Source organism: Pseudomonas oryzihabitans (genome assembly GCF_001518815.1).
GTDB lineage: Bacteria > Pseudomonadota > Gammaproteobacteria > Pseudomonadales > Pseudomonadaceae > Chryseomonas > Chryseomonas oryzihabitans_E.
This window is the reverse complement of the sequence record NZ_CP013987.1, coordinates 1,581,832-1,607,159: the sequence shown is the minus strand read 5'-3', so window position 1 is coordinate 1,607,159 and position 25,328 is coordinate 1,581,832. Positions and strand designations below refer to the sequence as shown.

General features: G+C 66.9%; 26 protein-coding genes and 1 riboswitch. Of the genes, 7 read left to right on the top strand and 19 right to left on the bottom strand.

What is annotated here, in order from left to right; translation table 11 throughout:
- Positions 1-65 precede the first annotated feature (65 nt).
- Positions 66-539 (bottom strand): hypothetical protein, encoded by a 474-nt coding sequence (locus tag APT59_RS07210; protein ID WP_059314236.1) that lies wholly within the window; start codon positions 537-539, stop codon positions 66-68.
- 89 nt (positions 540-628) lie between these two features.
- Between APT59_RS07210 and APT59_RS07205 the strand changes: the two genes are divergently transcribed.
- Together APT59_RS07205 and APT59_RS07200 are read left to right on the top strand one after the other, a co-directional pair.
- On the top strand, positions 629-2,650 hold the full coding sequence (locus tag APT59_RS07205; RefSeq protein ID WP_059314235.1) for a S9 family peptidase: 2,022 nt from the start codon (positions 629-631) through the stop codon (positions 2,648-2,650).
- A 53-nt stretch (positions 2,651-2,703) separates the two neighbouring features.
- Positions 2,704-3,459, top strand: a complete 756-nt coding sequence (locus APT59_RS07200) for an SRPBCC family protein (protein ID WP_059314234.1) — start codon at positions 2,704-2,706, stop codon at positions 3,457-3,459.
- Here the strand turns inward: APT59_RS07200 and APT59_RS07195 are convergent.
- A complete protein-coding gene (locus tag APT59_RS07195) occupies positions 3,456-3,905 on the bottom strand; it encodes a YcgN family cysteine cluster protein (RefSeq protein ID WP_059314233.1) in 450 nt (149 codons plus the stop codon). The two genes, APT59_RS07200 and APT59_RS07195, sit on opposite strands and share 4 nt — an antisense overlap.
- Before the next feature lie 136 nt (positions 3,906-4,041).
- Between APT59_RS07195 and APT59_RS07190 the strand changes: the two genes are divergently transcribed.
- Positions 4,042-4,638, top strand: coding sequence for a nitroreductase family protein (locus APT59_RS07190; RefSeq protein WP_059314232.1), 597 nt, complete (start codon positions 4,042-4,044; stop codon positions 4,636-4,638).
- Here APT59_RS07190 and APT59_RS07185 read toward each other — a convergent pair.
- Genes APT59_RS07185 through rnd form a run of 3 tightly spaced genes read right to left on the bottom strand, consistent with a single transcriptional unit; the run spans position 4,623 to position 7,008 of the window.
- Entirely contained in the window at positions 4,623-5,564 is a 942-nt protein-coding gene (locus APT59_RS07185) for a D-2-hydroxyacid dehydrogenase (protein WP_059314231.1), read from the bottom strand. The two genes, APT59_RS07190 and APT59_RS07185, sit on opposite strands and share 16 nt — an antisense overlap.
- Entirely contained in the window at positions 5,561-5,863 is a 303-nt protein-coding gene (locus tag APT59_RS07180; protein ID WP_059314230.1) for a YcgL domain-containing protein, read from the bottom strand. The genes APT59_RS07185 and APT59_RS07180 overlap by 4 nt, the downstream gene beginning before the upstream one ends.
- Entirely contained in the window at positions 5,860-7,008 is a 1,149-nt protein-coding gene (gene rnd, locus APT59_RS07175) for a ribonuclease D (RefSeq protein WP_059314229.1), read from the bottom strand. Before rnd ends, APT59_RS07180 begins: the two co-directional genes overlap by 4 nt.
- A gap of 282 nt (positions 7,009-7,290) precedes the next feature.
- Here rnd and APT59_RS07170 point away from each other — a divergent pair, with 282 nt between their 5' ends.
- Positions 7,291-8,595 carry an OmpP1/FadL family transporter gene (locus APT59_RS07170; RefSeq protein WP_059314228.1) on the top strand — a complete coding sequence of 435 codons (1,305 nt, stop codon included), beginning with the start codon at positions 7,291-7,293 and terminating at the stop codon, positions 8,593-8,595.
- A gap of 103 nt (positions 8,596-8,698) precedes the next feature.
- Here the strand turns inward: APT59_RS07170 and APT59_RS07165 are convergent, their stop codons facing one another.
- The 11 genes from APT59_RS07165 to cobO form a co-directional block, all read right to left on the bottom strand.
- On the bottom strand, positions 8,699-10,852 hold the full coding sequence (locus tag APT59_RS07165) for a putative bifunctional diguanylate cyclase/phosphodiesterase (RefSeq protein ID WP_059314227.1): 2,154 nt from the start codon (positions 10,850-10,852) through the stop codon (positions 8,699-8,701).
- Positions 10,853-11,012: 160 nt separating this feature from the next.
- The gene (locus tag APT59_RS07160) at positions 11,013-11,744 is read right to left on the bottom strand and encodes an adenosylcobinamide-GDP ribazoletransferase (RefSeq protein WP_059314226.1); all 732 of its coding nucleotides are present in this window, start codon (positions 11,742-11,744) and stop codon (positions 11,013-11,015) included.
- Positions 11,744-12,295 (bottom strand): histidine phosphatase family protein, encoded by a 552-nt coding sequence (locus tag APT59_RS07155; protein ID WP_059314225.1) that lies wholly within the window; start codon positions 12,293-12,295, stop codon positions 11,744-11,746. Before APT59_RS07155 ends, APT59_RS07160 begins: the two co-directional genes overlap by 1 nt.
- The gene (gene cobT, locus APT59_RS07150; protein ID WP_059314224.1) at positions 12,288-13,346 is read right to left on the bottom strand and encodes a nicotinate-nucleotide--dimethylbenzimidazole phosphoribosyltransferase; all 1,059 of its coding nucleotides are present in this window, start codon (positions 13,344-13,346) and stop codon (positions 12,288-12,290) included. Before cobT ends, APT59_RS07155 begins: the two co-directional genes overlap by 8 nt.
- Positions 13,343-13,864, bottom strand: coding sequence for a bifunctional adenosylcobinamide kinase/adenosylcobinamide-phosphate guanylyltransferase (gene cobU, locus APT59_RS07145; RefSeq protein ID WP_059314223.1), 522 nt, complete (start codon positions 13,862-13,864; stop codon positions 13,343-13,345). The genes cobT and cobU overlap by 4 nt, the downstream gene beginning before the upstream one ends.
- On the bottom strand, positions 13,865-15,316 hold the full coding sequence (locus APT59_RS07140) for a cobyric acid synthase (RefSeq protein ID WP_059314222.1): 1,452 nt from the start codon (positions 15,314-15,316) through the stop codon (positions 13,865-13,867).
- Entirely contained in the window at positions 15,313-16,302 is a 990-nt protein-coding gene (cobD, locus tag APT59_RS07135; RefSeq protein ID WP_059314221.1) for a threonine-phosphate decarboxylase CobD, read from the bottom strand. The genes APT59_RS07140 and cobD overlap by 4 nt, the downstream gene beginning before the upstream one ends.
- On the bottom strand, positions 16,295-17,203 hold the full coding sequence (gene cbiB / locus APT59_RS07130; protein WP_059314220.1) for an adenosylcobinamide-phosphate synthase CbiB: 909 nt from the start codon (positions 17,201-17,203) through the stop codon (positions 16,295-16,297). The genes cobD and cbiB overlap by 8 nt, the downstream gene beginning before the upstream one ends.
- Complete coding sequence (gene bluB, locus APT59_RS07125; RefSeq protein ID WP_059314219.1) at positions 17,200-17,850, bottom strand: 5,6-dimethylbenzimidazole synthase; 651 nt, start codon at positions 17,848-17,850, stop codon at positions 17,200-17,202. Before bluB ends, cbiB begins: the two co-directional genes overlap by 4 nt.
- Positions 17,847-19,145, bottom strand: coding sequence for a cobyrinate a,c-diamide synthase (locus APT59_RS07120; RefSeq protein ID WP_059314218.1), 1,299 nt, complete (start codon positions 19,143-19,145; stop codon positions 17,847-17,849). Before APT59_RS07120 ends, bluB begins: the two co-directional genes overlap by 4 nt.
- Positions 19,139-19,765, bottom strand: a complete 627-nt coding sequence (gene cobO, locus APT59_RS07115) for a cob(I)yrinic acid a,c-diamide adenosyltransferase (protein ID WP_059314217.1) — start codon at positions 19,763-19,765, stop codon at positions 19,139-19,141. The genes APT59_RS07120 and cobO overlap by 7 nt, the downstream gene beginning before the upstream one ends.
- Positions 19,766-19,859: 94 nt before the next feature.
- A riboswitch (cobalamin riboswitch) is annotated at positions 19,860-20,055 on the bottom strand.
- Positions 20,056-20,152: 97 nt separating this feature from the next.
- On the opposite strand from cobO, the gene APT59_RS07110 reads away from it, so the two are divergent.
- Positions 20,153-20,482: a four-helix bundle copper-binding protein gene (locus APT59_RS07110; RefSeq protein ID WP_059314216.1), complete on the top strand. Its 330-nt coding sequence runs from the start codon at positions 20,153-20,155 to the stop codon at positions 20,480-20,482.
- A 5-nt stretch (positions 20,483-20,487) separates the two neighbouring features.
- Here APT59_RS07110 and APT59_RS07105 read toward each other — a convergent pair whose 3' ends face one another.
- The 3 genes from APT59_RS07105 to APT59_RS07095 all read right to left on the bottom strand — a co-directional run bounded on the left by APT59_RS07105 (position 20,488) and on the right by APT59_RS07095 (position 23,782).
- Positions 20,488-21,687 carry a mandelate racemase/muconate lactonizing enzyme family protein gene (locus APT59_RS07105; protein WP_059314215.1) on the bottom strand — a complete coding sequence of 400 codons (1,200 nt, stop codon included), beginning with the start codon at positions 21,685-21,687 and terminating at the stop codon, positions 20,488-20,490.
- Positions 21,688-21,697: 10 nt separating this feature from the next.
- Positions 21,698-22,675, bottom strand: a complete 978-nt coding sequence (locus APT59_RS07100; RefSeq protein WP_059314214.1) for a 2-hydroxyacid dehydrogenase — start codon at positions 22,673-22,675, stop codon at positions 21,698-21,700.
- A 90-nt stretch (positions 22,676-22,765) separates the two neighbouring features.
- Positions 22,766-23,782, bottom strand: a complete 1,017-nt coding sequence (locus APT59_RS07095; RefSeq protein ID WP_059314213.1) for a LacI family DNA-binding transcriptional regulator — start codon at positions 23,780-23,782, stop codon at positions 22,766-22,768.
- Between the two features lie 132 nt (positions 23,783-23,914).
- Between APT59_RS07095 and APT59_RS07090 the strand changes: the two genes are divergently transcribed.
- Positions 23,915-24,283: a YggL family protein gene (locus APT59_RS07090; RefSeq protein ID WP_044342397.1), complete on the top strand. Its 369-nt coding sequence runs from the start codon at positions 23,915-23,917 to the stop codon at positions 24,281-24,283.
- Positions 24,284-24,404: 121 nt separating this feature from the next.
- Entirely contained in the window at positions 24,405-25,238 is an 834-nt protein-coding gene (locus APT59_RS07085; protein ID WP_059314212.1) for a metallophosphoesterase family protein, read from the top strand.
- Positions 25,239-25,328 lie beyond the last annotated feature (90 nt).

Sequence of the window (25,328 nt, the reverse complement as noted above, 5' to 3'; positions counted from 1 at the left end):
GGCGACTGCAGCCGCTGCCCTTCGCGGTCATGCTGCAGGGGTGACGCCGAGTGCGCAAGCCTGGATTACAGACGCGGTTCCACGCGCTCGCTGCGGCCTCGGGGTTCGCGGCGCTCAGCCGGCGCTGCCGGGTCGCGCAGGGCCGCCGGCGATTCGGGCTGAGGACCATCCGCCGGCGCTTCCGCAGCGACCGGGGCGGAGCGCGGATGCGAGCGGCGGTAGAGCCAGCGGCACAGGACGAAGATCAGGTAGAGCACCACACCGATGGTGCCAGCGGCGGCCAGGTTGGCGACCGCCGACCAGGCGCTGTTGCCGACCTTGAACACCAGATCCAGCACCGTCACCGCGATCGCTGGCGCGTAGAGACCATGCTCGGCATCCACCATGGCGGGCGTCACCAGCAGCACCGCCACCACCAGGCGCAGGGGTTCACGCAGCCAGCGCCAGAGCCAGCCGGTGGCCTTGAAAGACACCACCAACAACAGCAGCGCGGCGATGCCGTAGACGGCCCAGGCGATCAGGTACTCTTGCTCGGTCATTGCGATCCATGGCGATAGCGGAAAGGAGAAGCCTATGATAGCGGTTTTGCCCCGCCCGCGTGTCTTTGCGCGGCGCCCAAGGAGCTCGCATGACCCAAGCCCCCACCGCCCGCCGCGCCCCTGGCGACGACCCCTACGTCTGGCTGGAAAGCCGTGACGCCCCCGAGGTGCTGGCTCACCTGGAGGCCGAGAACGCCTACCTGGAAGCCCAGCTGGCACCCGAGGCCGCCCTGCGCGAGCAGCTGTTCGAGGAGATCCGCGCGCGCATTCGCGAGACGGATCTGTCCCTACCCGTCCCCCGCAGCGACTATCTCTACTATCAGCGTACCCAGGCCGGTGACGAATACGGTCGCAACTATCGCTGCCGCCGCCCGGCCGATGGCGACCTGACGCCTGATCCCGCGACCGAGGAATTGCTGTTCGACGGCAATGCCATCGCCGACGGCGGCTTTCTCTCCGTCGGCCGCTTCACCATCAGCCCGGACCAGACCCGACTCGCCTACAGTCTGGACCAGGTCGGCGATGAGACCTATCGACTCTATGTGAGGGAGCTGGCCACCGGCGCGGTGACCGAACTGCCCTTCGAGGAATGCGATGGCAGCCTGACCTGGGCCAATGACAGCCGCACCCTGTTCTTTGGCGAGCGCGATGAATCCCATCGCCCCCACAAGCTCTATCGCTACCACCTGGGCGATGCCGAACCGCAACTGGTCTTCCACGAGACCGACGGCCGCTTCTTCCTGGGCTGCTATCGCTCGAGCTCGGAACGCAAGCTGTTGCTGCTGTCCCACAGCAAGACCACCAGCGAGGCCTGGGTACTGGACGCGGATCGGCCGGATGAAGCCTTCGTCTGCCTGGCACCGCGCGAAGAAGGCCATGAGTATTTCCCTGATCATGGCGTCGACGGCTGGTATGTGCGCAGCAACCAGGACGGCATCAACTTCGCGCTCTATCAGGCCGCCGAAGAGAGCCCGACGCGGTCGCATTGGCAACTGCTCGTGCCCCACGACCCTGAGGTGATGCTGGAGGATGCCAGCCTCGGCGCCCAGGCGCTGGTGCTGAGCCTGCGTACGGCAGGATTGCCGATTCTGGAAGTTCGTCCCTACGGCCAGGCGCCCTATCGGGTCGACCTGCCGGACGAGGTCTACAGCCTCGATGCCATGGACGTGCTGGAATTCAACAGCCCGGTCATGCGCCTGCGCTACGAGGCGCTCAATCGCCCGGCGGAAGTCCGCGAGCTGGATCTCGCCAGCGGCGCCCAGCGGGTACTCAAGCAGGTCCCGGTGGAAGGCCCCTTCGACGCCGATGCCTATGAAAGCCGCCGCCTTTGGGCCACCGCCGCCAATGGCACGCGCATCCCCATCAGCCTGGTCGGTCGTCGCGATCTGCCACAGAGCGCCCCGTTGTACCTCTATGGCTATGGCGCCTATGGCCACAGCCTCGACCCCTGGTTCTCCCACGCGCGCCTGAGTCTGCTGGATCGCGGCGTGCGCTTCGCCATCGCCCATGTCCGCGGTGGTGGCGAGCTGGGCGAGGCCTGGTATCGCAGCGGCAAGCTGGAACACAAGCAGAACACCTTCGACGATTTCATCGCCTGCACCGAGCATCTGCTCGATCAGGGCCTGACGACGCCGCAACAGGTGGTCATCAGCGGCGGCAGCGCGGGCGGCCTGCTGATCGGCGCGGTACTCAACCAGCGTCCCGAACTCTACGCTGGCGCCATCGCCGAGGTGCCCTTCGTCGATGTACTCAACACCATGCTCAAGCCGGATCTACCGCTGACCGTAACCGAATACGACGAATGGGGCGATCCGAACGAACCGGAGGTGCGCGACCGCATTGCCAGCTATGCCCCCTATGAAAACGTGAAGGCCCAGGCCTATCCAGCCATTCTGGCGGTGGCGGGTTATCACGACACCCGGGTGCAATATTGGGAAGCCGCCAAGTGGGTGGCGCGGCTGCGCGAACTGCGCACCGACCAGGCGCCGCTACTGCTGCTCAAGACCGAATTCGGCGCCGGCCACGGGGGCATGAGTGGCCGTTACCAGGCCTTGCGCGACGTGGCCCTGGAATACGCCTTCGTATTCCGGGTACTGGGCCTGACCGGCTAGGGAACGGCGGGGGCTCTGGGCAGGTCTTTTCCACAGCTAAAGGAGAATCTGCCATGCACCTAGATGCCCCCACTCCCCCTCTCGCTCCTCCGCCTCGCGACGCCGCCGCCATAAAAGGCGTGGAACGCCTGGCCTCCGTGGCCGGCGGTGGCCTGCTGCTCAGTCGCGGCCTGGCGCGTGGCGGCCTGCTTGGCTTGCTCACGGGCGCCACCGGTGCCTGGCTGCTGAATCGTGGCCTGCGCGGCCATTGCTCGATTCGGCGCACCCTGACCAAGGTTCGTTTCGAACGTGACGTTCGTCGCTCGCTGGCATGGCGTTCGGCTGCCTCCCAGACTCGGCGGGTGGTGATCGCCCGGCCGCGCGATGAGCTCTATCAGTTCTGGCGCGACTTCTCCAACCTGCCGATTTTCATGCGTCATATCGAGCGCGTGGACGTGCTCAACGACCGTTATTCGCACTGGGTGGTCAAGGCACCCATGGGCCGCTTCGAGTGGGACGCCGAAGTCACCGACGACGTCCCGGGCCGGCTGATTGGCTGGCGCTCCTGCGGATATGCCGGCCTGAACAACCTGGGTTGGGTCAGCTTCGAAGATGTGCCCGGTGGCACCGAGGTGACGGCCGTCATGGCCTACGAACCGCCAGCCGGTCGCCTGGGCCACCTGTTCGCCCGCCTGCTACGCCGCGACCCAGGTACCCGCATCGCTCAGGATCTGGCGGAACTCAAGGTGCTACTGGAGCGGGCCCATGCGGTCGGCGATCGCTACGGGGCTATCGAGCGCACCTCGCACATGGAGTCGCCGCTGGGCTAGCCGGCGCGGAAGATCAGGTAGTCTTCCCAGTCGTCTTCGGCGACCTGGGTCTCGCTAAGCATGCGGCCGGATTGGGAGATGCCGGCCTTGTGCACGGCCTCGGGATCGTCGCAGACCAGCGGATGCCATTCGGGCAGGTCCTTGCCTTCGGCCACCAGGCGATAGCCACAGCTCGGTGGTAGCCAGGCGAATTGGTCGGCCTGGGCCGGAGTGAGCTGGATGCAGTCGGGCACGAAGCGGGTACGCTCGGCATAGCGACTGCACTGGCAGGTCTTGAGATCCAGCAGCTTGCAGGCGATACGCGTGTAATAGACGGCGCCGTCGTCTTCATCTTCCAGTTTCTGCAGACAGCACAGGCCACAGCCGTCGCACAGCGATTCCCATTCCTGGGCATCGAGCTGATCGAGGGTCTTGCGCTTCCAGAACGGCTGGGTGATGGCGGCCATGGCGGATTGTCGGGCAAAGGAAAGGCCGCGCAGTCTAGTGCCGCACGCCCCAGGCGCCAAGCACCGTTCGCGCCCTTGTCGGCTCCATCGGGTCGGATTACCGTGCCGGATCTTCTTTCCCACGTGTGATGAGCCCATGACCAGCAGCAGCCGTACGCCACAGTACCCCGTCGACCCGCAGTTCGTGCAGCGCTGGTCGCCCCGCGCCTTCGAACCCACAGCCATCGAGGAAGAGACCCTGCTCGGCTTCATCGAAGCCGCGCGCTGGGCACCTTCGGCCTTCAATGCCCAGCCTTGGCGCTTCCTCTATGCGCGGCGCGACGACGCCCACTGGGAGCTGTTCCTGTCGCTGATCAGCGAGTTCAACCGCTCCTGGGCGCAGCATGCCTCGGCCCTGGTGATCATCCTGTCGAAGACCACCCTGCTGCGCGCTAGCAGTGGCGAGGAAGTGCCCTTCCCCAGCCACAGCTTCGACGCCGGCGCCGCCTGGGCCTACCTGGCGCTGCAGGCGACCAATGCCGGTTGGCACGTGCACGGCATGGCTGGGATTGATCGCGAAGGCATCCAGCGTGAGTTGCGGGTACCGGCGCCGTTCAAGGTCGAGCTGGCGGTGGCCATCGGCAAACTGGGCGACAAGGCCAGCCTGTCGGAACAACTGCAGGCCCGTGAGCTACCCAGCCCGCGACTGAAGGTCGAGGAGCTGGCAGTGGCCGGCCCCTATACCTTCGGTTGAAGGGCGAGATCGACAGCGCCGCGCAGGGGCTGCCCCTGTTGCAGGCGCTGGAGATTGTCCAGCAATAGCCGGATGGCCGCTGCCGGCGCCGTGGGCCCGGCGACATGAGCGGTGAGTTGCAGGTTCGGTGCCTGCCAGAAGGGATGGTCCTGCGGCAGCGGCTCCTGGCGGAACACGTCCAGCACCGCTCCGGCCAGGTGACCGCCTTGCAGCGCGGCGATCAGAGCGGCATCCACCACGCTGGTGCCGCGTCCGGCATTGATGAACAGGGCGCCTGCGGGCAAGGCGGCGAAGAAGGCCGCATCGTAGATGTCGCGAGTGCTGGTGCTGTCCGGCAGCAGGTTGACCACGAAGTCTGCCTCCCTCGCCGCCTGGCGCAGCTCCGCCAGCGTCACGACCTGGGCAAAGCCGGGCACGGCGCGGGGGCTGCGTGCCACGCCGGTGATCGTCATGCCGAAGGGGGCGAACAACCGCGCCATGTCCTGCCCGATGTCACCGGCTCCTACCAGCAGCAAGCGCCGCCCGGCCAAGGTGCCCGGCGTGCGGGTATCCCAGCGTTGCTCACGCTGGCTGAGCTGGCGTGCAATGACCTGACGCTCATGCTGCAGCAGATAGGTCAGGACGTATTCGCCAATGCTCTGGCCGAACAACCCCACGGCGCGACTGAAGCGATAGTCGCAAGGCAGATCCGCTGCCAGCAGCGGCGCATAGCCGGCCCAGGTGGATTGCAGCCAAGTCGGTTTGGCGCCCTCGCGCAGCAGCGCTGCTGCGCGATCCGGCTGGCCGAACCAGTAGTCCCCTGCTGCCGCCAGACGAAAAGCCTCGGCCGGGTCCGCCGGCACCTGCAGTTCCAGGTCCGGCGCCAATTGGCGCCAGGCCTGCACATAGGCTGAAGGCTCGTCTTCCAGCAGCAGGACGGCGGTCATAGCGGATCGTTGAGACGCAGCAGTTCTTCGGGTAGGTGCTCGATGTAGTCGTCGCGCTCCAACTCCGGCGGTGGCATCTGCAGGTGATAGCCCTGCTTGGCGATGTTCTCGAGAACCTTGGCGACGTCTTCCCGCGCCAGCGTGCGCTCCGGGGTCAGCACGAACTCGAAGGCCAGCGCTGGGGGGCCAAAGGCGGTGAGCAGGCCCTCGGGGACGCGGGTCAGACCCTTGAGCTTGTCGACATAGAGGTACATTTCCGGCTTGCGCGGGCTTCGGTAGATAGAGCACAACAGCTTCATGGGGTGTCTTCCAGGGGCGCGGTGCGCTGCGCCTGCAGGTGATCGAGAAGGGCCTGGCCAAAGCGCTCGCGACGCCAGCCGCGGAGATTCTCCGGGAGTTGGTAGTCGCCATCGGGCCAGCCGGTACGCAGCAGGGCTTCGAGCACCTTCTTGCGCAGCATGAGTTCCGGTGCCATGCCCAGGGCCTCGGCATCGCGTTCGCCGATGGCGCGCAGGGCCTTGAGCAGCGGCGATGCCTCGTGGGGCAAGGGCTCGGACTGCAGCGCCGGCCATTGGTCGGCCGGGGTAGCCACGCCTTCGTCGATCAGCGCCAGCAAGGTATCGCCATCCTGGCGCACGGTGCGCGGGTGCATGTCGTCGATGCGCGCCAGCGCCTGCTTGTCGTCGGGCTGGAAACGCGCCAGCGGCCAGAGCGAGCGTTCACGCAGGACATGGTTGCGCGGCTGGTCGCGCTCTCGGGCGGTCACCTCACGCCAGTGGCAGAGCACCCGCAGCACCGCCAGCTGCTGGCGCGACAGGCGCCAGGCCAGCTTGACGTCGCGGTAGGCTTCCCAGGGATCGCTGATACGCCGCAGATTGGCCACCAGCTCGGCGCCGTCTTCCAGCAGCCAGGCGCGCCGCTGGTCGTCCAGCCGTGCATCCAGCTGCCGGTAGATGTCGGCCAGGTAGGTCACGTCGGCTGCCGCGTAGCGCTCCTGCAGCGGGGTCAGGGGACGTTGCAGCCAGTCCGAGCGCGTCTCGTCCTTGGGTATGTCGATCTTGAGCACTTCGGCGACCAGCCGCGAATAACCCATGGAATGGGCCAGACCCAGATAGGCAGCCGCCAGTTGGGTGTCGTACAGCGGCTGCGGCAGGCTGCCGGTCAAACGCAGCAACACTTCCAGGTCTTCGCTGCAAGCGTGCAGCACCTTCACGACGGAAGCGTCTTCCAGCAAGGCTGAGAAAGGGGTCCAGTCGCCAATGCACAGCGGATCGACCAGATAGGCCTGTTCGCCGTCGCCTATCTGAATCAGGCCGGCCTTGGGATAGAAGGTGTCGACCCGCATGAATTCGGTATCGAGGGCGATGAAGGGCAAGGTCTGGCACCGCTGACAGAGGGTGGCCAGCGCCGCATCGTTGCGGATCCAGTGAGGGGCAGAAGTCAAGGGCGCACTCCGAACAGATGAGCCGACAGTATAAGCCACCCGAGCGTGTTCTTCGGTGCCCGTCGGCGGTATGTCCATCGCTGGGGAACAGGGCATTCAGCGGCTTTCCAGGCGGGTTCGTCGGATGAACGCCTGATGACCACCCCGAACCAAACGTGACCGAATAGTTTTTTTTGTATTCACGGGCGAGGCCTGCTAAAAGCAGAGTGTGCGCAGGTACTCACTCGGACTTGGGAATCCGCGGGGGTAGCGCTTCTCGCCTTTCAATGGAGCTGCAAGAGCATGAAAACAATAAAACTGACCCTGCTTGCATTGGCCGTTTCGAGCGCTTCCGGCTATGCCCTGGCGAACGGTCTGGCTATCAACGAACAAAGTGTTAGCGGGATGGGTACCTCCTTCGCCGGACGCTCCTCCTCCGCGCAGGACGCCTCCACCATCTATGGCAACCCGGCCGGCATGTCACGCCTGGGCCGCGAGGTCTCCCTGGGTGGCGCCTACATTCACGCCAAGATCGACATCAAGGACGCCAGCGGCCGCTATGCCACTGGCCAGCCAGTTCAGGGCAGCAACGACGGCGACATGGTGCCCAATTCGGTGGTGCCCTTCGGCTATTTCGTGACCCCGGTGGATGACCGCCTGCACTTCGGCCTGGGTGTCTACGTCCCCTATGCGCTGATCAGCAACTATGAGCATGCCTTCCAGGGCCGCTACCAGGGCCAGGCGAGCAAGGTGGAGGTCATCACCATCCAGCCGACCGTCAGCTACAAGATCACCGACAAGGTGTCCGTCGGCTTCGGCCCGACTATCAACCGCATCGAAGGCAAGCTCAACAGCAACGTCAACTTCGGCAGCACTCAGGATGGCCAGGTCAAGATCGATGGCGATGACACCGCCTACGGCTTCAACGTCGGCCTGCTGGCGGACCTGACCGATGACCTGACCTTCGGCCTGACCTACCACTCCAAGGTCACCTACAAGCTCAAGGGCAACACCGAGGTAACTGGCGCCAACAGCCAGGCCAGCCCCATCACCAACGCCCTGGTCAGCCGCCTCAATGGCAAATATGACGCCAGCCTCAATATCACCCTGCCAGAGAGCAGCGATGCCTCCTTCACCTATCGTCTGAACAACGACTGGACGATGTACGCTGGCGCCACCTGGACCCGCTGGAGTCGCCTCAAGTCGATCGACGTGGAGAACGAGGGTACGCCCAATCTGCAGGGACTAGGTTCGCCCCTGGCGACCGTGTCGGAAGAGCTCAAATGGAAGGACACCTGGTCCTACGCCGTGGGCGCGGCCTATCAGCTGAATCCCCAGTGGGTGCTACGTGCCGGCATGGCCATCGACCCCACCCCGGCGGACAACGGCGACCGCAACGTGCGCATCCCGGTGGGTGATCGCAAGACCTTCTCGGTGGGCGCAGGCTGGTCCCCGACCAAGGACATGACCATCGATGTGGCCTATGCCTATCTCTGGGAAGACGATGTGTCGATAAATCGCCCCGCCACCGCCACCAAGGCCGGCTACAGCGCCAAATACGACAACAGCGCCCATGGCCTGGGTGCCCAGCTGACCTACCGCTTCTAAGCCCTAGGATCCGCTACCGAAGCCGCCGCGAGGCGGCTTCGTGCTTTCCGGGATATTGATCGCGCGTCAGCCGCCCCGCTCGGTGAAGGGCTTTGCCTTTCGTCTACGCCCTGAGCTCCCAGTAACCTTGCTCCTGCTCGGCGTACCAATGCTGGAAGTCCTCCAGTGACAGAGCCCCAGCTACCAACTGGCCCTGGATCTGGTCGCAACCCAGCTCGGTGAGCACCTGCAGCGCCTGGTGGGTTTCCACCCCTTCCGCCACCACGCGCAGGCCGCGTAGCTGTCCAAGCTGGACCAGCAGGCGAATCACCTCCTGATCACCCGGCAACTGGCAGTGCTCGATGAACTGCCGGTCGATCTTCAGCTCGTCGATGGGAAAGCTGCTCAGGCAGGCCAGCGAGGAATGACCGGCACCGAAATCGTCCAGCGACAGTTCGAAGCCCATCGCCTTGAGCTGGCGCAGGCAGTCGAGCACCTGTACCGGATTGCTCATGGCCCGGGACTCGGTGATCTCCAGGCAGAAGCCGGCGGCTACGGCACCCGTCTCGTCCAGCAGCCGGCCGATGCGGGCGATGAAGGCCGGGTGCTCGAGATCCAGCAGCGACAGATTGACGTTGAGTTTGAGGGCACCCAGCTGCCGCTCGCGCTGCAGACGCATGCAACGTTCCAGCACCCAGAGCGTGATGTCGCAGATCTTGCGGCTCTGTTCGGCGATACCGACGAAGGCGTCCGGCTTGAGCAGGCCCAACTCCGGATGTTGCCAGCGGATCAGGACTTCGGCGCCCTCGACCCGGCCATCCGGCAGCGCGATCTTGGGTTGCAGATAGAGCCGCAACTGATCGTGATCCACGGCGAGGTCCAGGGCATCGAGCATGGCAATGCCGAGCTGACGCTGACGCTCCTGGTCCGGATCATGGAAGGCGAAGGGCAGCTGCCGCCGGCGCGCATCCTGCAGGGCGGTCTCGGCGTTGGCCAGCAAAGCTTCGGCGCTGGTGCCGTGTTCCGGGTAGCAGGCGATGCCGAAGGTGATACGCAGGGATATTCGCTGATTGCCACTGACGAAGGGTTTCTCCACCAGGTTGCGCAGCGACAGCAGCGCTGCCTCCGCCGAAGCGCCATCGAACCAGGGCAGCAGCAACACGAAGGTGTCGGCACCGATCCGCGCTACGCCGTTTTCTTCCGGCGCCGCGACCCTTAGCCGGCGCGCCAGATGACGCAGGATCTTGTCGCCGCCCTCCTGGCCGAGCAGTTCGTTGATGTTGCGGAAGTTCGCCACGTCCAGCAGCAAAACGGCGAAACGCCCGGCCGCGGCGCGCTCGATACGCTGGCGAATCTCCAGGACCAGCCGCACCTGGTTGGGCAGGCGGGTAAGCATGTCGCGAAAGGCCAGCTGGCTGATGCGTCGCTCGCGCGCGGCCAGGGCAGCGCCCATCTGGTTCATGGCGCGCCCCAGCCGGCCGACCGGATCGCGCCCTTCCTTGAGGCCCAATTGATAGTCGCCGTCGGCGATGCGCTCGGTGGCCTGCCCGAGGCGGGCAAGATAGCGATTGAGCGCACCGGCCAGTATCCGACTGACCAGAGCCCCCAGGGCAAAGATGATTGCGCCTATCAGCAGCGAATCCAGTAGAGCCGACTGCTCCGCTGCTGCTATTCCTTCCATGAACATGTCCGCCCCTATGACGACTGCTTGCCCGTCCTGCCCGGGAATGGCCAGGAACAGAGAACGGAAACTGCCAAAATTATCCTGGTATTCCGCGAAACGAGGTTGATGATCGGCAAACACGGCTCCGAGTTCCGGCGGTGCCTGATCGTAGAGCTGGCGATAGTCGCCAAAGTAGCCAACGCGGATTTCTTCCTCGTTGGCCGAATCCATGATGAAGCGAAAATTCGAACCTTCCTTGACGAAGGCATAGAGCGACGCCAGCCCGGCCTTGCGGGCATAGCGATCCAGGTTGATCAAGGTGCGTCGGTAGCGTGCGGAATCCGCCTTGGCCGGGTCCTGCAGCTGTGCCAGATAGTCTTCGCCCAGGATTTCAGGCAGTGCCAGGGCGGCGCTCATCAGCCGATAATCGATGCTCTGGCTGCTGGCATCCCGGGCCTGACGATAGCTGTGCAGGGTGAACAGCAAGGTGCCTAGGGCATCGACCAGGATGAACGCCAGAAAGAAGGTGGCGAACAGACTACGCGGCTTGAGACGGAGCCGTGAGGCCGGAGCGATCTCCTGGGGCGAGGCGGTGCGTTGAGACGCATCAGGCATGGGAGCTCCTTGTCCAGCTGACGACGACTCCCCCTTGGATCCGCACGTGCCGAGGTGGCTTCGCTGGGCGAGATACCACGGCACTTCATAATGGTTTAACCCGGGCCGTTCAAGGACGGAGGTCGCAAAACCCAGGCTGTCTCACGCTTGGGCACATTTTTCAGCGCAACGTTAGCGCCAGTGCCACCAGCACCCCGGTTTCAGTGATTTCGAGAAGCGCGCCTGCCGTGTCGCCGGTGGTACCGCCCAGGCGCTGACGCAGCGCCCGGCGCGCCAGCAAGGCGATGCCAGCGGTCACCAGCAGCGCCATGAAGCCCTGGGGCAGCAAGGCCAGACCCGCAGCGCCAAGCAGCAGCACCCTGTTGAGCAGCTTCCGTGGCAGATGGCGACTGAGCATGTCGCCCAACCCGCCCGGACGCACATAGGCCGTGGTCAACAGCAACCAAGGCAGCGCCAGGCGACCGGCCAGAGGCGCCAGCCACAGGCACGCCAGCGAGTCCGGCAAGAGCACGACCAGGGCGCTCCATTTGAGCAGCAGGGTCAGCAGCAGCGCCAGCACGCCCATGGGGCCGCAGGCCGGATCCTTCATGATGGCCAGCGTCCGCTCGCGGTCGCCATAGCCACCGACCCAGGCATCGAAGGTGTCGGCCAGGCCATCCAGATGCAGCCCGCCCGTCACCATCACCCAGGCGGCCAGCACCAGCGCTGCCTGGAGGAAGACGCCGCCCCCGGCGCCCAGCCAGGCGATCAGACTCAGCACAGCGCCGATTAGCAGGCCGACTGCCGGATACCAGAGCACCGAACGGCCGATGGCCTCGGGTGCGGGCATGCCCGGTAGCCGGACCGGCAGGCGGGTGAGGAACTGCACGGCGATCAACCAGGACAGCGGCATCAGTCTTGCTCCAGTGCCAGCGACTGCAGGGTCGCGTAGGGTGCCTCGACCTGCAGTAGATCCTTGGGCGGGAAACCGCGCTGGCGCGCCAACAGCAGGCGGATGACGCCGCCGTGGGTGACGATCAGGCTGCGTTGCGCCTGCAGTCGCGGACGCCAGCGCGCCACCGCCCCCAGCACCCGCTCGGCGAAGGCGGCCACGGGCTCGCCCTCGGGCGGGGTATAGGCATAGGGATCGGCCCAGAACAGCCCCAGGGCCTCGGCCTGGTCCCGCATCAGCTCGGCCGCACTGCGGCCTTCCCAGGCGCCGAAATCCAGTTCGCGCAGATCGGGCTCCAGCAGCAGCTCGGCACCCTGCTCCGCTGCCAGCCATTCGGCGAAGCGTGCGCAGCGCTGCTGCGGCGAACTCAGGATCAGGGGGAAAGGCGGCTGCGCGGCGACGGCGGCGCGCAGTTGCGTCCAACCCTGTTCCGACAGCGGCGGATCGAGGCGGCCGCGAAAGCCTTCGGGACCCTCGGTGGCGCCATGGCGCAGCAGCCAGCAATCAGTCATGGGCGCGGCTGGAAACGCTGGCTTCGGCGAAGGTGGCCATCTCGCTGTGCAGACGACAGGACAGCTGCAGCAGCGGGACCGCCAGGGCCGCACCGCTGCCCTCGCCCAGGCGCAGGCCCAGGTCCAGCAGCGGCTCGCCACCCAGGGCCAGCAGTACGGCGGCATGGCCGGGCTCGGCGCCGCAATGGGCGAACAGCAGCCAGTCGCGGGTATCGGGCTGCAGGTGTTGGGCACAGAGCGCGGCGACCGAGCAGATGAAGCCATCCACCAGGGTCGGCAGGCCCTGCTGGGCGCAGGCCAGATAGGCGCCGGTCAAGGCGGCCAACTCGAAACCGCCCAGCCGGCGCAGCAGTTCGTAGGGATCCTGCAAGGCATCGCCATGACGCAACAACGCACGCTGGATGACTGCCACCTTGCGCGCCACGCCATCGGCGTCCAGCCCGGTACCGGGCCCGGCGAGGGCCAGCGGCGAGGTGTCCAGGAGCACGCTGGCCAGGGCGCTGGCGGCGGTGGTGTTGCCGATGCCCATCTCGCCGCCAATGAAGAGGTCGGCGCCGCCGGCACAGGCCCGCAACACGGCGTCGCGTCCGGCCTGCAGCGCCGCCTGGCACTGGTCATGGGTCATGGCTGGCGTCAGGGTGAAATTGGCGGTGCCGCGTCCCAAGGGTAGATCAATCACCCCGGGCAGGGCTTCCAAGGGCGTGACGGTGCCCAGGTTGATGACTTCCAAGGCGGCGTCGAGTTGCCGGGCGAGCACGCTGATGGCGGCGCCACCGCGCACGAAGTTGCGCACCATCTCGGCGGTGACGGACTGCGGATAGACCGAGACGCCCTCCTCCACGACCCCGTGGTCACCGGCGAAGACGGCGATGGCGGTGCGCTGCAGCAGAGGGCGCGGCGTGCCCTGCAGGGCCGCCAGCTGGATGGCCAGCACCTCCAGATCGCCAAGCGAGCCGCTCGGCTTGGTCAAGACCATCTGCCGCTGGCGCGCGGCTTCGGCGGCAGCGGTATCGGGTTGGCGGCAGGGTCCTTGCCACCAGGGCATGCTCATAACGGGGTTCCTTTGAGGGTCAGGGGGAGACCGGCCACGCTCAGCACCACGCGATCGCAGCGGGTGGCCAGGGCCTGGTGCAGTTCGCCAGCGGCATCGACATAACGCCGTGTCAGCTCGCCCAGGGGGACGATACCCAGACCGGTCTCGTTACTGACAAAGATAAGCCGGCCAGGCAGCTGGGGCATGACGTCGAGCAGTTGCGCGCAGGCCTGCTCCAGGCGCTGTGGATCGTCGAGCAGCAGCAGGTTGGTCAGCCAGAGGGTCAGGCAGTCCACCAGCAGACACTGCTCTGGCGCGGCCAGCGCCTGCAGGCGTTCGCTCAGCGCCAGGGGCTCTTCCACCAGCGCCCAGTGTGCGGGCCGGCGCGCCGCGTGGCGTTCGATGCGGCGCGCCAGTTCGGCATCGCTGCCCCCGGCGGTAGCGATATAGGTGACTGCCAGTCCGCAGTCGGCAGCCAGGCGCTCGGCCAGGGCGCTCTTGCCGGAGCGAGCGCCGCCAAGAATGAGTTCGCGCATCTAGAGCTCGCAGAGGGCGCGCAGGCGCCCGGTGTCCAAATGGTGTTCGACGAGGTCGGCCAGGCGCTCCAGATCGCGTTCGCGCAGGGCGTGGTAGTCCAGCTGCTGCGGCTCGGCCAGACCCGCCCAGCGCAACAGCGCGACACTGGCAGCGGGCGACTCGAACAGGCCGTGCAGGTAGGTACCCAGCACCTGGCCGTCTGCGCTGAGACTGCCATCGACGCGACCATCCTCGAAGCGCAGCACCGGATGCTCCAGCGCCGCTCCCCGGCTGACGCCGGCATGAATCTCATAGCCGGCGACCTCGGCGTCGCCGTCGCACAGCCAGCCGCGCACGTTGCGCAGCTGCTTCTCCGCGGCCAGTTCGGTGGTCATGGCCAGGAGTGCAAGGCCCAGGCTGTCACCCGGGGCACCCTCCAGGCCTAGCGGATCGGCGACTCGCTCGCCCAGCATCTGGAAGCCGCCGCAGATGCCCAGCACACGCCCGCCATAGCGCAGGTGACGGGCAATGGCCGTGTCCCAGCCCTGGGCACGCAGGAACGTCAGATCGCTGCGCACGCTCTTGGAGCCGCCCAGGATGATCAGATCCGCCGCGGGCAGGGCCTCGCCCTGCCGAACGAACAGCAGTTCCACCTGGGGATGCAGGCGCAGGGGATCGAAATCGGTGTGATTGCTCAGCCGTGGCATCACCGGCACCGCCACCCGCAAGCGGGGTCCCTGCTTGGCGACCTGGCCGGTGGCCAGGCGATCCTCGGCTTCCAGGTGCAGGTCATGCAGATAGGGCAGCACGCCAAGCACCGGTTTGCCGGTGCGGGCTTCGAGCCAGTCCAGCCCAGGTTGCAGCAGGGCCAGGTCGCCGCGGAAGCGGTTGATGATGAAGCCAGCGACGCGTGCCTGCTCGCTGGGTTCGAGCAGGTCCAGGGTGCCGACCAGATGGGCGAAGACACCGCCGCGATCGATGTCCGCCACCAGCAGCACCGGGCAGTCCACCGCCTCGGCGAAGCCCATGTTGGCGATGTCACCCTGGCGCAGGTTGATCTCGGCCGGTGAGCCGGCGCCTTCCACCAGCACCACCTCGAAGCGCTCGGCCAGCCGGGCATGAGAGGCCAGTACCGCTTCGCGGGCCACGGGCTTGTAGGCGTGATAGGCCTTGGCGTCCATGCTGGTGACGGCGCGGCCATGGATGATCACCTGGGCGCCGACGTCGGTATTGGGCTTGAGCAGCACGGGATTCATGTCGGTATGGGGCGCCAGACCACAGGCCTGGGCCTGGACCGCCTGGGCCCGGCCGATCTCGCCACCGTCAGCGGTCACCGCGCTGTTGAGCGCCATGTTCTGCGGTTTGAAGGGTACTACGCCTACACCCTGGCGATAGAGCCAGCGGCACAGGGCGGCCACCAGGGTGCTCTTACCGGCGTCGGACGTGGTGCCCTGCACCATCAGCGTACTCATAGGGGACTCCGGTAGTTGGCCAGCCCCTGGTCCAGGCGCTGCCAGCCGGACTCGTCGCCTGGCAGGCCGAATCTCAGGGCGCCAAGGTCGGGGAACAAGCGGGTAAAGATGGCCTGGCGCGCCAGGTGCTCGTGCAGGGCCGTGGCATCTGGGCGCTGCAGCAGCTGAAACAGGGCGCAGCCACCGCTAGGGTCGAGGGCGTGCCCGGCGAGCACCGCCGCCAGGCGCTCGCCGGCTTGCCGAAGCGCCTCACGCTGGCGCTCATGAGCCGCCTGGTCGACCAGCAGCTGCCGCGCAAGATGACGACTGGGCCCGTTGACCGTCCAGGGACCGAGATGCTCATCGAGCGGCGAAAGCAAGTCCGGCGCGGCGAGCACAAAGCCCAGGCGCATGCCGGCCAACCCGAAGAACTTGCCAAAGGAGCGCAGCACGATCAGCCCGGGCAGATCGCTGAAGGGCGCGAGACTCGCACCTGGCGTCGGGTCCATGAAGGCCTCGTCCACCACCAGCCAGCCGCCCCGCCTTTCGAGGCGGGCATGCCAGTCCAGCAGCCGCGCAGGTGAGAGGCGCTGCCCAGTAGGGTTGTTGGGGTTGACCACCACCAGTACGTCCACTTGGTCGAGCCCGGTCGCGATCTGCTCCTCGCTCCACGCCAGCACCTCGTGGCCGGCGCGACGCCAGGCCAGGGCATGCTCGGCATAACAGGGCGCCAGCACCCCGACTCGCGAAGGCGCGCGCAGGACGGGCAGCGCCTGGATGGCAGCCTGGGAACCAGCCACCGGCAACAGCGCGGACGCACGATAGTAGCTGCAGGCGGCGTCCACCAGGCCGTCATCGGGCTCGGGCAGGCGCGCCCAGGCACTGGCGGGAATCTCGGGCAATGGCCAGGGCCAAGGAGCCAGTCCGGTAGACAGGTCCAGCCAGTCGGCCAGGGGGATATCATAGGTGCGCGCCGCGCGCCGCAGTCGACCGCCGTGCTCAAGCAAGCAGCAGTCCTCCCAGGGCGATCAGCAAGGTCCACAGCCAGGCGCCGCGTCGTACCAGCTGGAGGGCACGGGTGATGGCCAGGAAGGTAGGGGCCGGACCGCGACCCAACAACGGACGCTCGTGCCATTCGCCGTGGTAGCGGGCGGCGCCGCCCAGGCTCACCCCCAGGGCACCGGCGCCGGCGGCCATCACCGGGCCGGCGTTGGGGCTGTCCCACAGCGGCGCCTGGGAGCGCCAGCTTTCGATGGCGCTCCAGAAGCGGCCAAGACCGGCATAGGTCAGGGCGACCAGACGCGCGGGAATATAGTTGAGGACATCGTCCAGGCGCGCCGCGGCCCAGCCGAAGCGCTCCAGGCGTGGGGTGCGATAGCCCCACATGGCGTCCAGGGTATTGGCCAGGCGATAGAGCACCACGCCCGGGGCACCGAGCAGGGCGAACCAGAACAACGCGGCGAAGACGGCGTCGCTGCCATTCTCCAGCACGGATTCGGTGGCGGCGCGGGCCACAGCGGTTTCGTCCAGCTCGTCTGTCTCCCGACTGACGAGGTAGCCGACCCGGCGCCGTGCTTCGGGCAGGTTGTTGCGCTGCAGGGCACGTGCCACCGGCTCGGCGTGCTCGCCCAGGCTACGTAGGCCCACCGCCAGATACAGCGCCAGAGGCTGGATGATCCAGGCCAGCCAGCCGATCTGGCAGAGCAAGGCGGTGAGCAGCACCCAGGGCAGCACGGCCAGGCTCCAGGCCATCACCCCATGACTGCGCCAGCCACGGCCACCGGGGTTGAAGCGCGCTTCGAGGCTGTCGGCGTAGCGGCCGAACAGCACCAGGGGATGGCCCCGACGGGGTTCGCCGAGCAGCAGGTCGAGCAGCATGCCGCCGACGACCGCGAAGGCCAGCATCATGGCTTCTGGCCCCAACGATTCTCGAAGACCAGTTCTTCCAGCGGGCGGCCCTGACGCCAGCCCTCCTCCTCCAGCATGGGTCGCGGATAGAAGGCTTCCACCGGCCCCAGGCAGAGGATGGCCGCTGGCTGGGACCCCTCGGGCATCTCCAGCAGGGTGCGCACCGCTTCCGGGTCGAACAGCGAGACCCAACCCATGCCCAGGCCTTCGCAACGCGCGGCCAGCCAGAGATTCTGGATGGCGCAGGAGAGCGAGGCCAGGTCCATCTCCGGCAGGGTACGGCGGCCGAAGATATGGGCTTCGCGCCCGTCCATCAGGGCAGCGACCAGCACCTCGGCGCAGTCGAGAATGCCCTGCACCTTGAGCTTCATGAAGTCATCGCTGCGCTCGCCGAGGGCTTCGGCGGTGGCGCAGCGCTCTTCCTCCACCAGCTCGTGCAGGCGCTGGCGCAAGACCGGATCGCTGATGCGCAGAAAGCGCCAGGGCTGCATCAGCCCGACGCTGGGGGCCTGGTGGGCGGCACCCAGCAGGCGGGCCAGTTGTTCGGGAGGCACCTCGCCACCGCAGAAATGGCGCATGTCGCGGCGCTCGGCGATGGCTCGGTAGACGGCGGCTTGTTCGGCAGGGGTATAGGGTGTCGTGGTCACGGCTTGAACATCGCGGCGGCCGCGGCGGGTGCCGACGGCATGTAGAAGTGAATATAGCTGGCGGTGAGGCGACCGTCTCGATAGACCGCCTCGGCCACCGCCTTACCATTGGGGCACAGACCCCGCGCCCAGGGTGCCTCGGGCGACTCCAACGCGGAATGATGATAGGTGTGGCCGCGCAAGGTGCCCTGCGCGAACTCCACCGACTGCAGGGCCAGGGCGGTCAGCCGGGCCTGCATCCGCGCGCTGCCCGGCAGGAGACCGAGCATGGCGGCGGACTCACCGGCCTTGTCGGTCAGCTCCTGGAGCAGATAGAGCATGCCACCGCACTCGGCAAGGATCGGCTTGCCGGCGGCGTGGTGGGCGCGAATGGCGGCGCGCATGCCAAGGTTGTTGGACAGCGCCTGCAGGTGCAGCTCGGGATAGCCGCCCGGTAGATAGAGGCTGTCCACCTCCGGCAGAGTCGAGTCGGCAAGCACGGAAAAGAATTGCAGCTCGGCGCCCAGGGCGCGCAGCAAGTCCAGGTTGGCCTGGTAGAGAAACGCCAGGGCCGCATCGCGGGCCACGCCAATGCGCACCCCGGCCAGCAGCGGTTCGACCGGCGTCGGCTCCGGCGCGGCGAAGGCCACTGGCGGCGGCAATTCGATGTCGGAGCTGGCGGCCAGGGCATCGGCCGCCATGTCCAAACGGCGATCCAGGTCGGTGACCTCGTCGGCCTGGATCAGCCCCAGGTGGCGACTGGGCAGCTCGATGCCGGCATCTCTTGGCAGGCTGCCAAAGAAGGTCATGCCCGCCGGCAGGCTGCCGCGGATCAGCTGCGTCTGCCGCGGGCTGCCACTGCGATTGGCCAGCACACCGGCGAACGGCAGGCTCGGCCGATAGTGGGCCAGGCCATAGGCCAGGGCACCAAAGGTCTGCGCCAGGCCCGCGGCGTCGATCACCCCCAGTACCGGTACGCCGAAGCGCTCGGCCAGGTCCGCCGCCGACGGCTGCCCGTCGAACAGCCCCATGACGCCTTCGATGAGGATGAGGTCCGCCTCCGCCGCCGCTTCCCACAACAGGCGCCGACTCTCGGCCTCGCCGATCATCCACAGATCGAGCTGGTAGACCGGGGCGCCACTGGCACGGGCGAGGATCATCGGATCGAGAAAATCCGGGCCGCACTTGAACACCCGCACCCGCCGCCCCTGGCGTGCATGCAACCGGGCCAGGGCGGCGGTGACGCTGGTCTTGCCCTGACCGGAGGCCGGGGCGGCGATCAGCAGCGCCGGGCAGTGCCGCGGTTCGCCTACCATTCGATGCCCTGCTGGGCGCGGACGCCGGCCTGGAAGGCATGCTTGACCAGACTCATGTCGGTCACGGTGTCGGCGGCTTCGATCAGGGCCGGCGGCGCGCCGCGGCCAGTCACCACCACATGCTGGTGCGCCGGACGCCCGGCGAGATCGGCCAGCACCTGGTCGACCTCCAGATAGCCATGCTTGAAGGCGATGTTGAGTTCGTCCAGCAGCACCAGGCCGATGGCCGGATCGCGCAAGAGCTCCACTGCCACCGCCCAGGCCGCGGCCGCCGACTGCAGGTCGCGGGCACGATCCTGGGTGTCCCAGGTGAAACCCTCGCCCATGACGTGGTAACGCACCTCGTCGGGGAAGCGCCTGAAGAAGAGTTGCTCGCCGGTGTCGCGGCGGCCCTTGATGAATTGCACCACGCCGACCTGCATGCCGTGGCCGAGGGCGCGTGCCGCCATGCCGAAGGCGGAGCTGCTCTTGCCCTTGCCGATGCCGGTGTGCACCAGCAGCAGGCCGCGTTCGTCCTGGGCGTCGGCGATCCGGGCGTCGATCACCGCCTTCTTGCGCACCATGCGCGCGCGATGGCGCTCGTCACGCTCGGGGCTGTTCGAATCAGGGGTGTCGGTCATGGCGGTTCTCCGGGTGCGGGCGCGACGGAGAAACGGGCAGAGACGCCGCCCGCGCAAGGCAGGTGGCGACGCCGCACGACGCCCTCCGCATCGCCGAGATGAACGCAAGCGTGGCCGGTCTCCGGGCTGGTGAGTCGATACCCTCGGGCACCCGCTGCGCCCCTTCCCGGCCGGGGCCAGTGGGTCTCGCGCAGCTGCTACTCAACTACCGTTGCGGGGGCAGCGCCGGCTCGACCGGCTTCCCTGTTTCACCCCGACTCAAACGGGGCACCACGTGCAAGGGCGCAGGGTACGGACTACCCGAGAGAGCGTCAATCGATCGCGCGGGCCGAACTCGGCGCCCGGCGGCCGGGTCCACCCTTAGCACCCCACTGCCAGGAGATACCTATGACCGAATCCTCCCTCGCCGCCTGCATCAAGGCCTGCCTCGACTGCGCGGCCGCGTGCGAAACCTGCGCCAGCGCCTGTCTGGGTGAAGCCAATCTGGACATGATGCGCGATTGCGTGCGCCTAGATCGTGACTGCGCCGACGCCTGCCGCCTGGCCGCCACCTTCATGCAGCGCGGCAGCGATCGCCTGGCCGAAGCCTGTGCCCTCTGCGTGGCGACCTGCCGCGCCTGCGCCGCCGAATGCGGCAAGCACAAGGCCGACCACTGCCAGGCTTGCGCCCAGGCCTGTGAAGCCTGCGCCGATGCCTGCGCAGCCATGGCCGCCTGAGCCCCTTACCGCGTTGATACCCGCCCGATCCGGTCCGGCCGCTGACGCAGCGCCGGATGCAGGGCGGTGCCTAGGCCCGGTGCGGTTGGCGGTAGCAGCCAGCCCTGCTCCAGTACCGGCAGCTCGGTGACCAGCTCACGATAGAAGCCCGCCAGATAGGCTCGCACCACTTCCTGAAAGATGGCATTGGCTGAGGCCAACCCCAGATGCAGCGAGGCCATCAGCACCACCGGTCCGGTGCAATCGTGCGGGGCGATGGGCTTCTGATAGGCCTCGGCCAAGGTGGCGATCTTGCGTGCCTCGCTCAACCCACCGCACCAGGACAGGTCCACCATCACATAGTCCAGCGCATCGGCCGCCAGCAGATCGCGGAAGGCACCGCGCATCGCTAGGGTCTCGCTGCCGCAGACCGGAATGCCCGCCAGTCGCCGGAAATCCGCTAACCCCTGAACGTGATCCATCTTGATCGGATCTTCCGCCCAGAAGATGTTGTAGTCCTTGAGTGCTCGGGCGATCTGCAGGGCGCAGGTCGGATTCCACAAGGAATGGAATTCGCACATTACCTCGATGCCATCGCCGACCGCCTCCCTGATGCGCGCAAAGGGCTCCAGACCCTGGCGCAAGTCGGTGCTGGACAGAAACTGGCCGCCACTGGCCAGGGCGAAGGCATCGAAGGGCCAGATCTTCATGGCGGCAAACCCTTCGTCCATCAGGCTCTGGGCCAGTTCGCCCGGGTTTTCCACTGCCGCCACCTGATCGTCGTAGCGACCGGCCACACGGGCCTCACCCTTGGCGATCAGCCGGCGCTGCTCACCACCGGTATTGAAGTTGGGACTGGCGCAGGTGTTGTAGGCGCGCATCCGCTCGTGGACCTGGCCACCCAGCAGCTGATGGATCGGCACACCCATAGCCTGGCCGAACAGGTCCCAGAGGGCGATGTCCAGCGCCGAAGCCGCTCGGGTTTCCACGCCGCTGCCGTTGAAGCCGAGATAGCCACGCAGCAGCGCCCGACTGTGGGCTTCGATCTGCAGGGGATCGCGACCCAACAGCAGTGGCGCGCAAAGCGAGTGGATCTGCGCCTCCACCGCTTCGGCGCCGCGAAAGGTCTCACCCAAACCGACCAGGCCACTGTCGGTGTGGATCTCCACCCAGAGCAGATTGGGCAGTTGCGTGAGCCTGGTGGTTTCGATGCGAGTGATGCGCATGGCGCCTCCTCTAGCGAGGTCCGCGGACCTGATTGAGCAGCGTTTCGCCCCGACGCAGGCGTTCGATGTTGGCGGCGATGAAGGCATAGCGGCGCGCGAACAGCCCGTGGGTCCAACCCGAGACATGCGGCGTGCAGACGGCATTGGGCAGTTCTTCGAAGCGATGCCGTGCGGGTGCCACGAGATCGCCTTCGCCACTGGGGTAGCGGTACCAGACGTCCAGGTACGCCTTGGCGATGCGCCGGTCGGCGAGCGCCTGATAGAGGGCGTCTTCTTCCACCACCGCCGCCCGTGCCAGGTTCAGCAGCACGGCCTCCGGCCGCATGGCGGCGAACTGGGCAGCGCCGAAACAGCCCCGGGTGGTCTCGTCCAGCGGACAGGCCAGCACTACGTAATCGGCCAGGCCCAGGGCTTCGTTCAGCGCCTCGGGCGCAAGTGCAGTATCGGCCCCGGCGGGCACCCGGCCGTCGCGGGCACTACGGGTGATGGCCAGGATGCGCATGCCGAAGGCCCGCGCCCGCTGCGCCACCGCCTGGCCGATCCTGCCAAAACCCAGGATCGCCAGGGTCCTGCCCTGCAACTCACCACGCGGCTGGCGCCCCAGATAGGCATGGGTCCAGCGCTCGCTGGCGAAGGCCGCCTGGGCCTCACCCAGGCGCACCTCATGATCCAGCAGGCAGGCCAGGGCGTATTCGGCCATGGGAATCTCGTGCTCGAAGACGTTGCAGACGCGACAGTCCGCTGCCAGCACCCCGAAATCGATGCCATCGAGGCCAGCGCCAGGTACCTGCAGCAGCCGTACCCTCGGTGCCTGCGTTGAACGCTGCAGACGCATGGCGACCAAGACATCGGCGCCCTCGATTCGCTCGTCCCAGGCGGCTGATTCGTGGGCTTCCCGCGGCAAGGTAATAAAGGTGGCCGGGCCGGCCAGGTCCCTGGCAAGCGCCTCCTGGTGCGTGGCGGCTTCACCAATCATCACGATCTTCATCCGGCTCCTCCCCTGCTGAGCGAAAATGGTACCGCTACCATTTCAATCACCCTAGCGCCCAGCAAGTCGTCTGACAACCGCCATCTGTCCTTAGGTGCTACCTCGCTCGATCCAATCGACACCCAGGTCGCGCTGCTGTGGCTCTCCATCACTACCCGCCAGACGGGCCAACAACAATTCCGCTGCCGTGTGCCCCAAGGCCGTGGCATCCACCCGTATCGTGGTCAAGGCAGGCAGGGTATGGGCCGCGAAGGCCATGTCGCCGAAACCGATCACCGCCACGTCGCCGGGCACCGCCAGCCCCTGTGCCAGGGCCTCGGTCAGCACGCCATGGGCCAGGGTGTCGGAGGTGCAGACCACCAGCAGCGGCCGCACCTTGGTTTGGGCGAGCAGCTGGCACAGGGCCTGGCGCCCCTGCTCCAGGCTGGGCAGGCCGGTGAATAGCGCCGGCGCCGTCTCGGCGATGCCGAGGGTGGCCAGGGCCCGACTCAGGGACAGACGTCGCCGGGTACCACGGGGGTCGTCCACCGCCACCTGGGCGACCTGGGCATAACCACCAGCGTTAGCCCGCTCGGCCAGCAGCGCGCCCACTGCCTCATGGTCAAACCCCACCCCCTGATCGATGGGCTCCGCGCTGAGATCCCAGGTCTCCACCACCGGCACGCCTGCCGCCTTTAGCCGGGCACGACTGGCCGGCGTGTGATCAACGCCGGTCAGGATCAGGCCATCCGGCCGTCGGCTGAGAATGGTCGCCAGCAGCGCCTCTTCATGCTCGGGATCGTGGCCAGTGACGCCCAGCAACACCTGATACCCGGCCTGAGCCAGTCGCTCGGCCACCGCCTGGTAGCTGTCGGCGAACAGCGGATTGGTCAGCATGGGCACCAGCACCGCCACCAATCGACTGCGATTGGTGGCCAAGGCCCCAGCCACCAGGTTGGGCATGTAGCCGCTTGCTGCTATGGCGGCCAGTACCCGTTCACGAGTGGCCGCCTTGACGCTTGCGGGCGCGTTCACCACCCGCGAGACGGTGATCGGTGCGACGCCGGCCAGGCTGGCCACGTCGCGAATGGTCACGCTACCGGAGCGGCTTCTCGTCTTGCCCGTCATCCTTCCACCCCTGCGCGCTCTGGTCGCAGCCAAAACCGTCATGCTAACCGCCCCTCCCGGCGGTCACCATTGGCATTACCGACCAACGCCAGGGATAATGCCTGCCCTTTCATCGATATCCAGGCCTTCGCCATGACCGATACCAACCAAGATCCCCGTTTGAGCCGCATGAAGCGTCGCCTGCGCAAGAAGCAGTACCTGGGCGAGTTCCAGGAGCTGGCCTTCGAAATCAAGGTGAGCTTCAAGAACGAACTCAGCGAAGACGATCTGGACACCTTCCTGGGTGACTTCATCGACTACGTCGAAGAGCGCAAGCTGGACTACATCGGCGGTTTCGACAACGCCTGGGTCGAAGGCACCATCATGGCCAACAAGCGCTACACCTCGCCCACCGAGGAAGACCGTACCGCCCTGCTGGACTGGCTCAAGGCCCGCGCCGAAGTCGGCGAAGCCAACGCCTCCGACCTGCATGACGCCTGGCACCACGACGGCGAAGTCTAAAAGAGGGTTCAAGGCTGCTGCGCGTGGCTGGCAGGCCTTGGACTAGCCTTTAGACAGCATTGCTGGATAGCTTGGCGCCCGTTGCGGTCGTAAAGGGGAATCCGTTGGAAACCAGGTCCTCATGACGACCCTTCTGCAAATCTCCGATACTCACTTCGGCACCGAGCAACCTGCCGTGGTCGCGGCCCTGGAAGCCCATGTCCGCGAACACGGCGCCGATGTCCTCATCCTCTCGGGGGACATCACCCAGCGCGCCCGGCGCGAGCAATTCGCCGCCGCCAAGGTATTCGTCGAACGCCTGGAAAGCTACGGCATCCCACGCACCCTGGTGATCCCGGGCAACCACGACCTGCCGCTGTACAACGTCTTCGCCCGTTTCCTGACGCCCTATGGCAACTATCGCCGCCATTTCGGTGGGGATCTGGAGCCCAGTTTCGAGAACGACGAGCTGCTGCTGGTGGGCCTCAACACCACCGCTCCGCAGCGCCACAAGGACGGTGCGGTGAGCACCGCGCAGATCGAGCGCGTGGCCGAGCGCCTGCGCCGCGCCGGACCGGACAAGCTGCGCATCGTCATCGCCCATCAGCCCTTTGGCGCCCTCGAACTCAGCGACCTCAGCAACCTGCAGCATAACGCCGATCATGCCCTCGCCACCTGGGCCGATGCCGGTCTGGACCTGGTGATGGGTGGCCACATCCACCTGCCCTATGTGCTGCCGCTGAGCCGGCAATACCCAACCTTGCCCCGCGAGGTCTGGATCGTCCAGGCCGGCACCGCCCTCTCCTCTCGGGTGCGCGGTACCTCGCCCAATTCCTTCAATCGCCTGCTGGTCGGTGAAGGCGCCGACAAGACCGTCGAGGTGGAGCGCTGGGATTTCCAGGGCGATCGCTTCGTCGTGGGTGAACGCCACGACCTGCGCTGGCAGGCCGCTCAGGACGCCCTGGCGGAGACCTGAGGTCGGCAGCCGGGGCGCCAATGCGCGCTCCTGCGCACTTCCGGCAACGGAAATTGATTCAAGCTGTTGAAACGGCTGGCAGACTCAGGA

Excerpts from the sequence above, each read along its gene's own strand:
- APT59_RS07100 (WP_059314214.1), bottom strand. The coding sequence starts at position 22,675 with ATGAAGATCGTGATGATTGGTGAAGCCGCCACGCACCAGGAGGCGCTT.
- cobT (WP_059314224.1), bottom strand. The coding sequence starts at position 13,346 with ATGAGCATGCCCTGGTGGCAAGGACCCTGCCGCCAACCCGATACCGCT.
- APT59_RS07095 (WP_059314213.1), bottom strand. The coding sequence starts at position 23,782 with ATGACGGGCAAGACGAGAAGCCGCTCCGGTAGCGTGACCATTCGCGAC.
- cobU (WP_059314223.1), bottom strand. The coding sequence starts at position 13,864 with ATGCGCGAACTCATTCTTGGCGGCGCTCGCTCCGGCAAGAGCGCCCTG.
- APT59_RS07105 (WP_059314215.1), bottom strand. The coding sequence starts at position 21,687 with ATGCGCATCACTCGCATCGAAACCACCAGGCTCACGCAACTGCCCAAT.
- APT59_RS07205 (WP_059314235.1), top strand. The coding sequence starts at position 629 with ATGACCCAAGCCCCCACCGCCCGCCGCGCCCCTGGCGACGACCCCTAC.
- cbiB (WP_059314220.1), bottom strand. The coding sequence starts at position 17,203 with ATGATGCTGGCCTTCGCGGTCGTCGGCGGCATGCTGCTCGACCTGCTG.
- APT59_RS07110 (WP_059314216.1), top strand. The coding sequence starts at position 20,153 with ATGACCGAATCCTCCCTCGCCGCCTGCATCAAGGCCTGCCTCGACTGC.
- APT59_RS07160 (WP_059314226.1), bottom strand. The coding sequence starts at position 11,744 with ATGCCGCTGTCCTGGTTGATCGCCGTGCAGTTCCTCACCCGCCTGCCG.
- APT59_RS07155 (WP_059314225.1), bottom strand. The coding sequence starts at position 12,295 with ATGACTGATTGCTGGCTGCTGCGCCATGGCGCCACCGAGGGTCCCGAA.
- APT59_RS07180 (WP_059314230.1), bottom strand. The coding sequence starts at position 5,863 with ATGAAGCTGTTGTGCTCTATCTACCGAAGCCCGCGCAAGCCGGAAATG.
- APT59_RS07120 (WP_059314218.1), bottom strand. The coding sequence starts at position 19,145 with ATGGTAGGCGAACCGCGGCACTGCCCGGCGCTGCTGATCGCCGCCCCG.
- APT59_RS07195 (WP_059314233.1), bottom strand. The coding sequence starts at position 3,905 with ATGGCCGCCATCACCCAGCCGTTCTGGAAGCGCAAGACCCTCGATCAG.
- APT59_RS07090 (WP_044342397.1), top strand. The coding sequence starts at position 23,915 with ATGACCGATACCAACCAAGATCCCCGTTTGAGCCGCATGAAGCGTCGC.
- APT59_RS07140 (WP_059314222.1), bottom strand. The coding sequence starts at position 15,316 with ATGAGTACGCTGATGGTGCAGGGCACCACGTCCGACGCCGGTAAGAGC.
- APT59_RS07185 (WP_059314231.1), bottom strand. The coding sequence starts at position 5,564 with ATGACCGCCGTCCTGCTGCTGGAAGACGAGCCTTCAGCCTATGTGCAG.
- APT59_RS07190 (WP_059314232.1), top strand. The coding sequence starts at position 4,042 with ATGACCAGCAGCAGCCGTACGCCACAGTACCCCGTCGACCCGCAGTTC.
- APT59_RS07210 (WP_059314236.1), bottom strand. The coding sequence starts at position 539 with ATGACCGAGCAAGAGTACCTGATCGCCTGGGCCGTCTACGGCATCGCC.
- APT59_RS07200 (WP_059314234.1), top strand. The coding sequence starts at position 2,704 with ATGCACCTAGATGCCCCCACTCCCCCTCTCGCTCCTCCGCCTCGCGAC.
- APT59_RS07165 (WP_059314227.1), bottom strand. The coding sequence starts at position 10,852 with ATGCCTGATGCGTCTCAACGCACCGCCTCGCCCCAGGAGATCGCTCCG.
- APT59_RS07085 (WP_059314212.1), top strand. The coding sequence starts at position 24,405 with ATGACGACCCTTCTGCAAATCTCCGATACTCACTTCGGCACCGAGCAA.
- cobO (WP_059314217.1), bottom strand. The coding sequence starts at position 19,765 with ATGACCGACACCCCTGATTCGAACAGCCCCGAGCGTGACGAGCGCCAT.
- APT59_RS07170 (WP_059314228.1), top strand. The coding sequence starts at position 7,291 with ATGAAAACAATAAAACTGACCCTGCTTGCATTGGCCGTTTCGAGCGCT.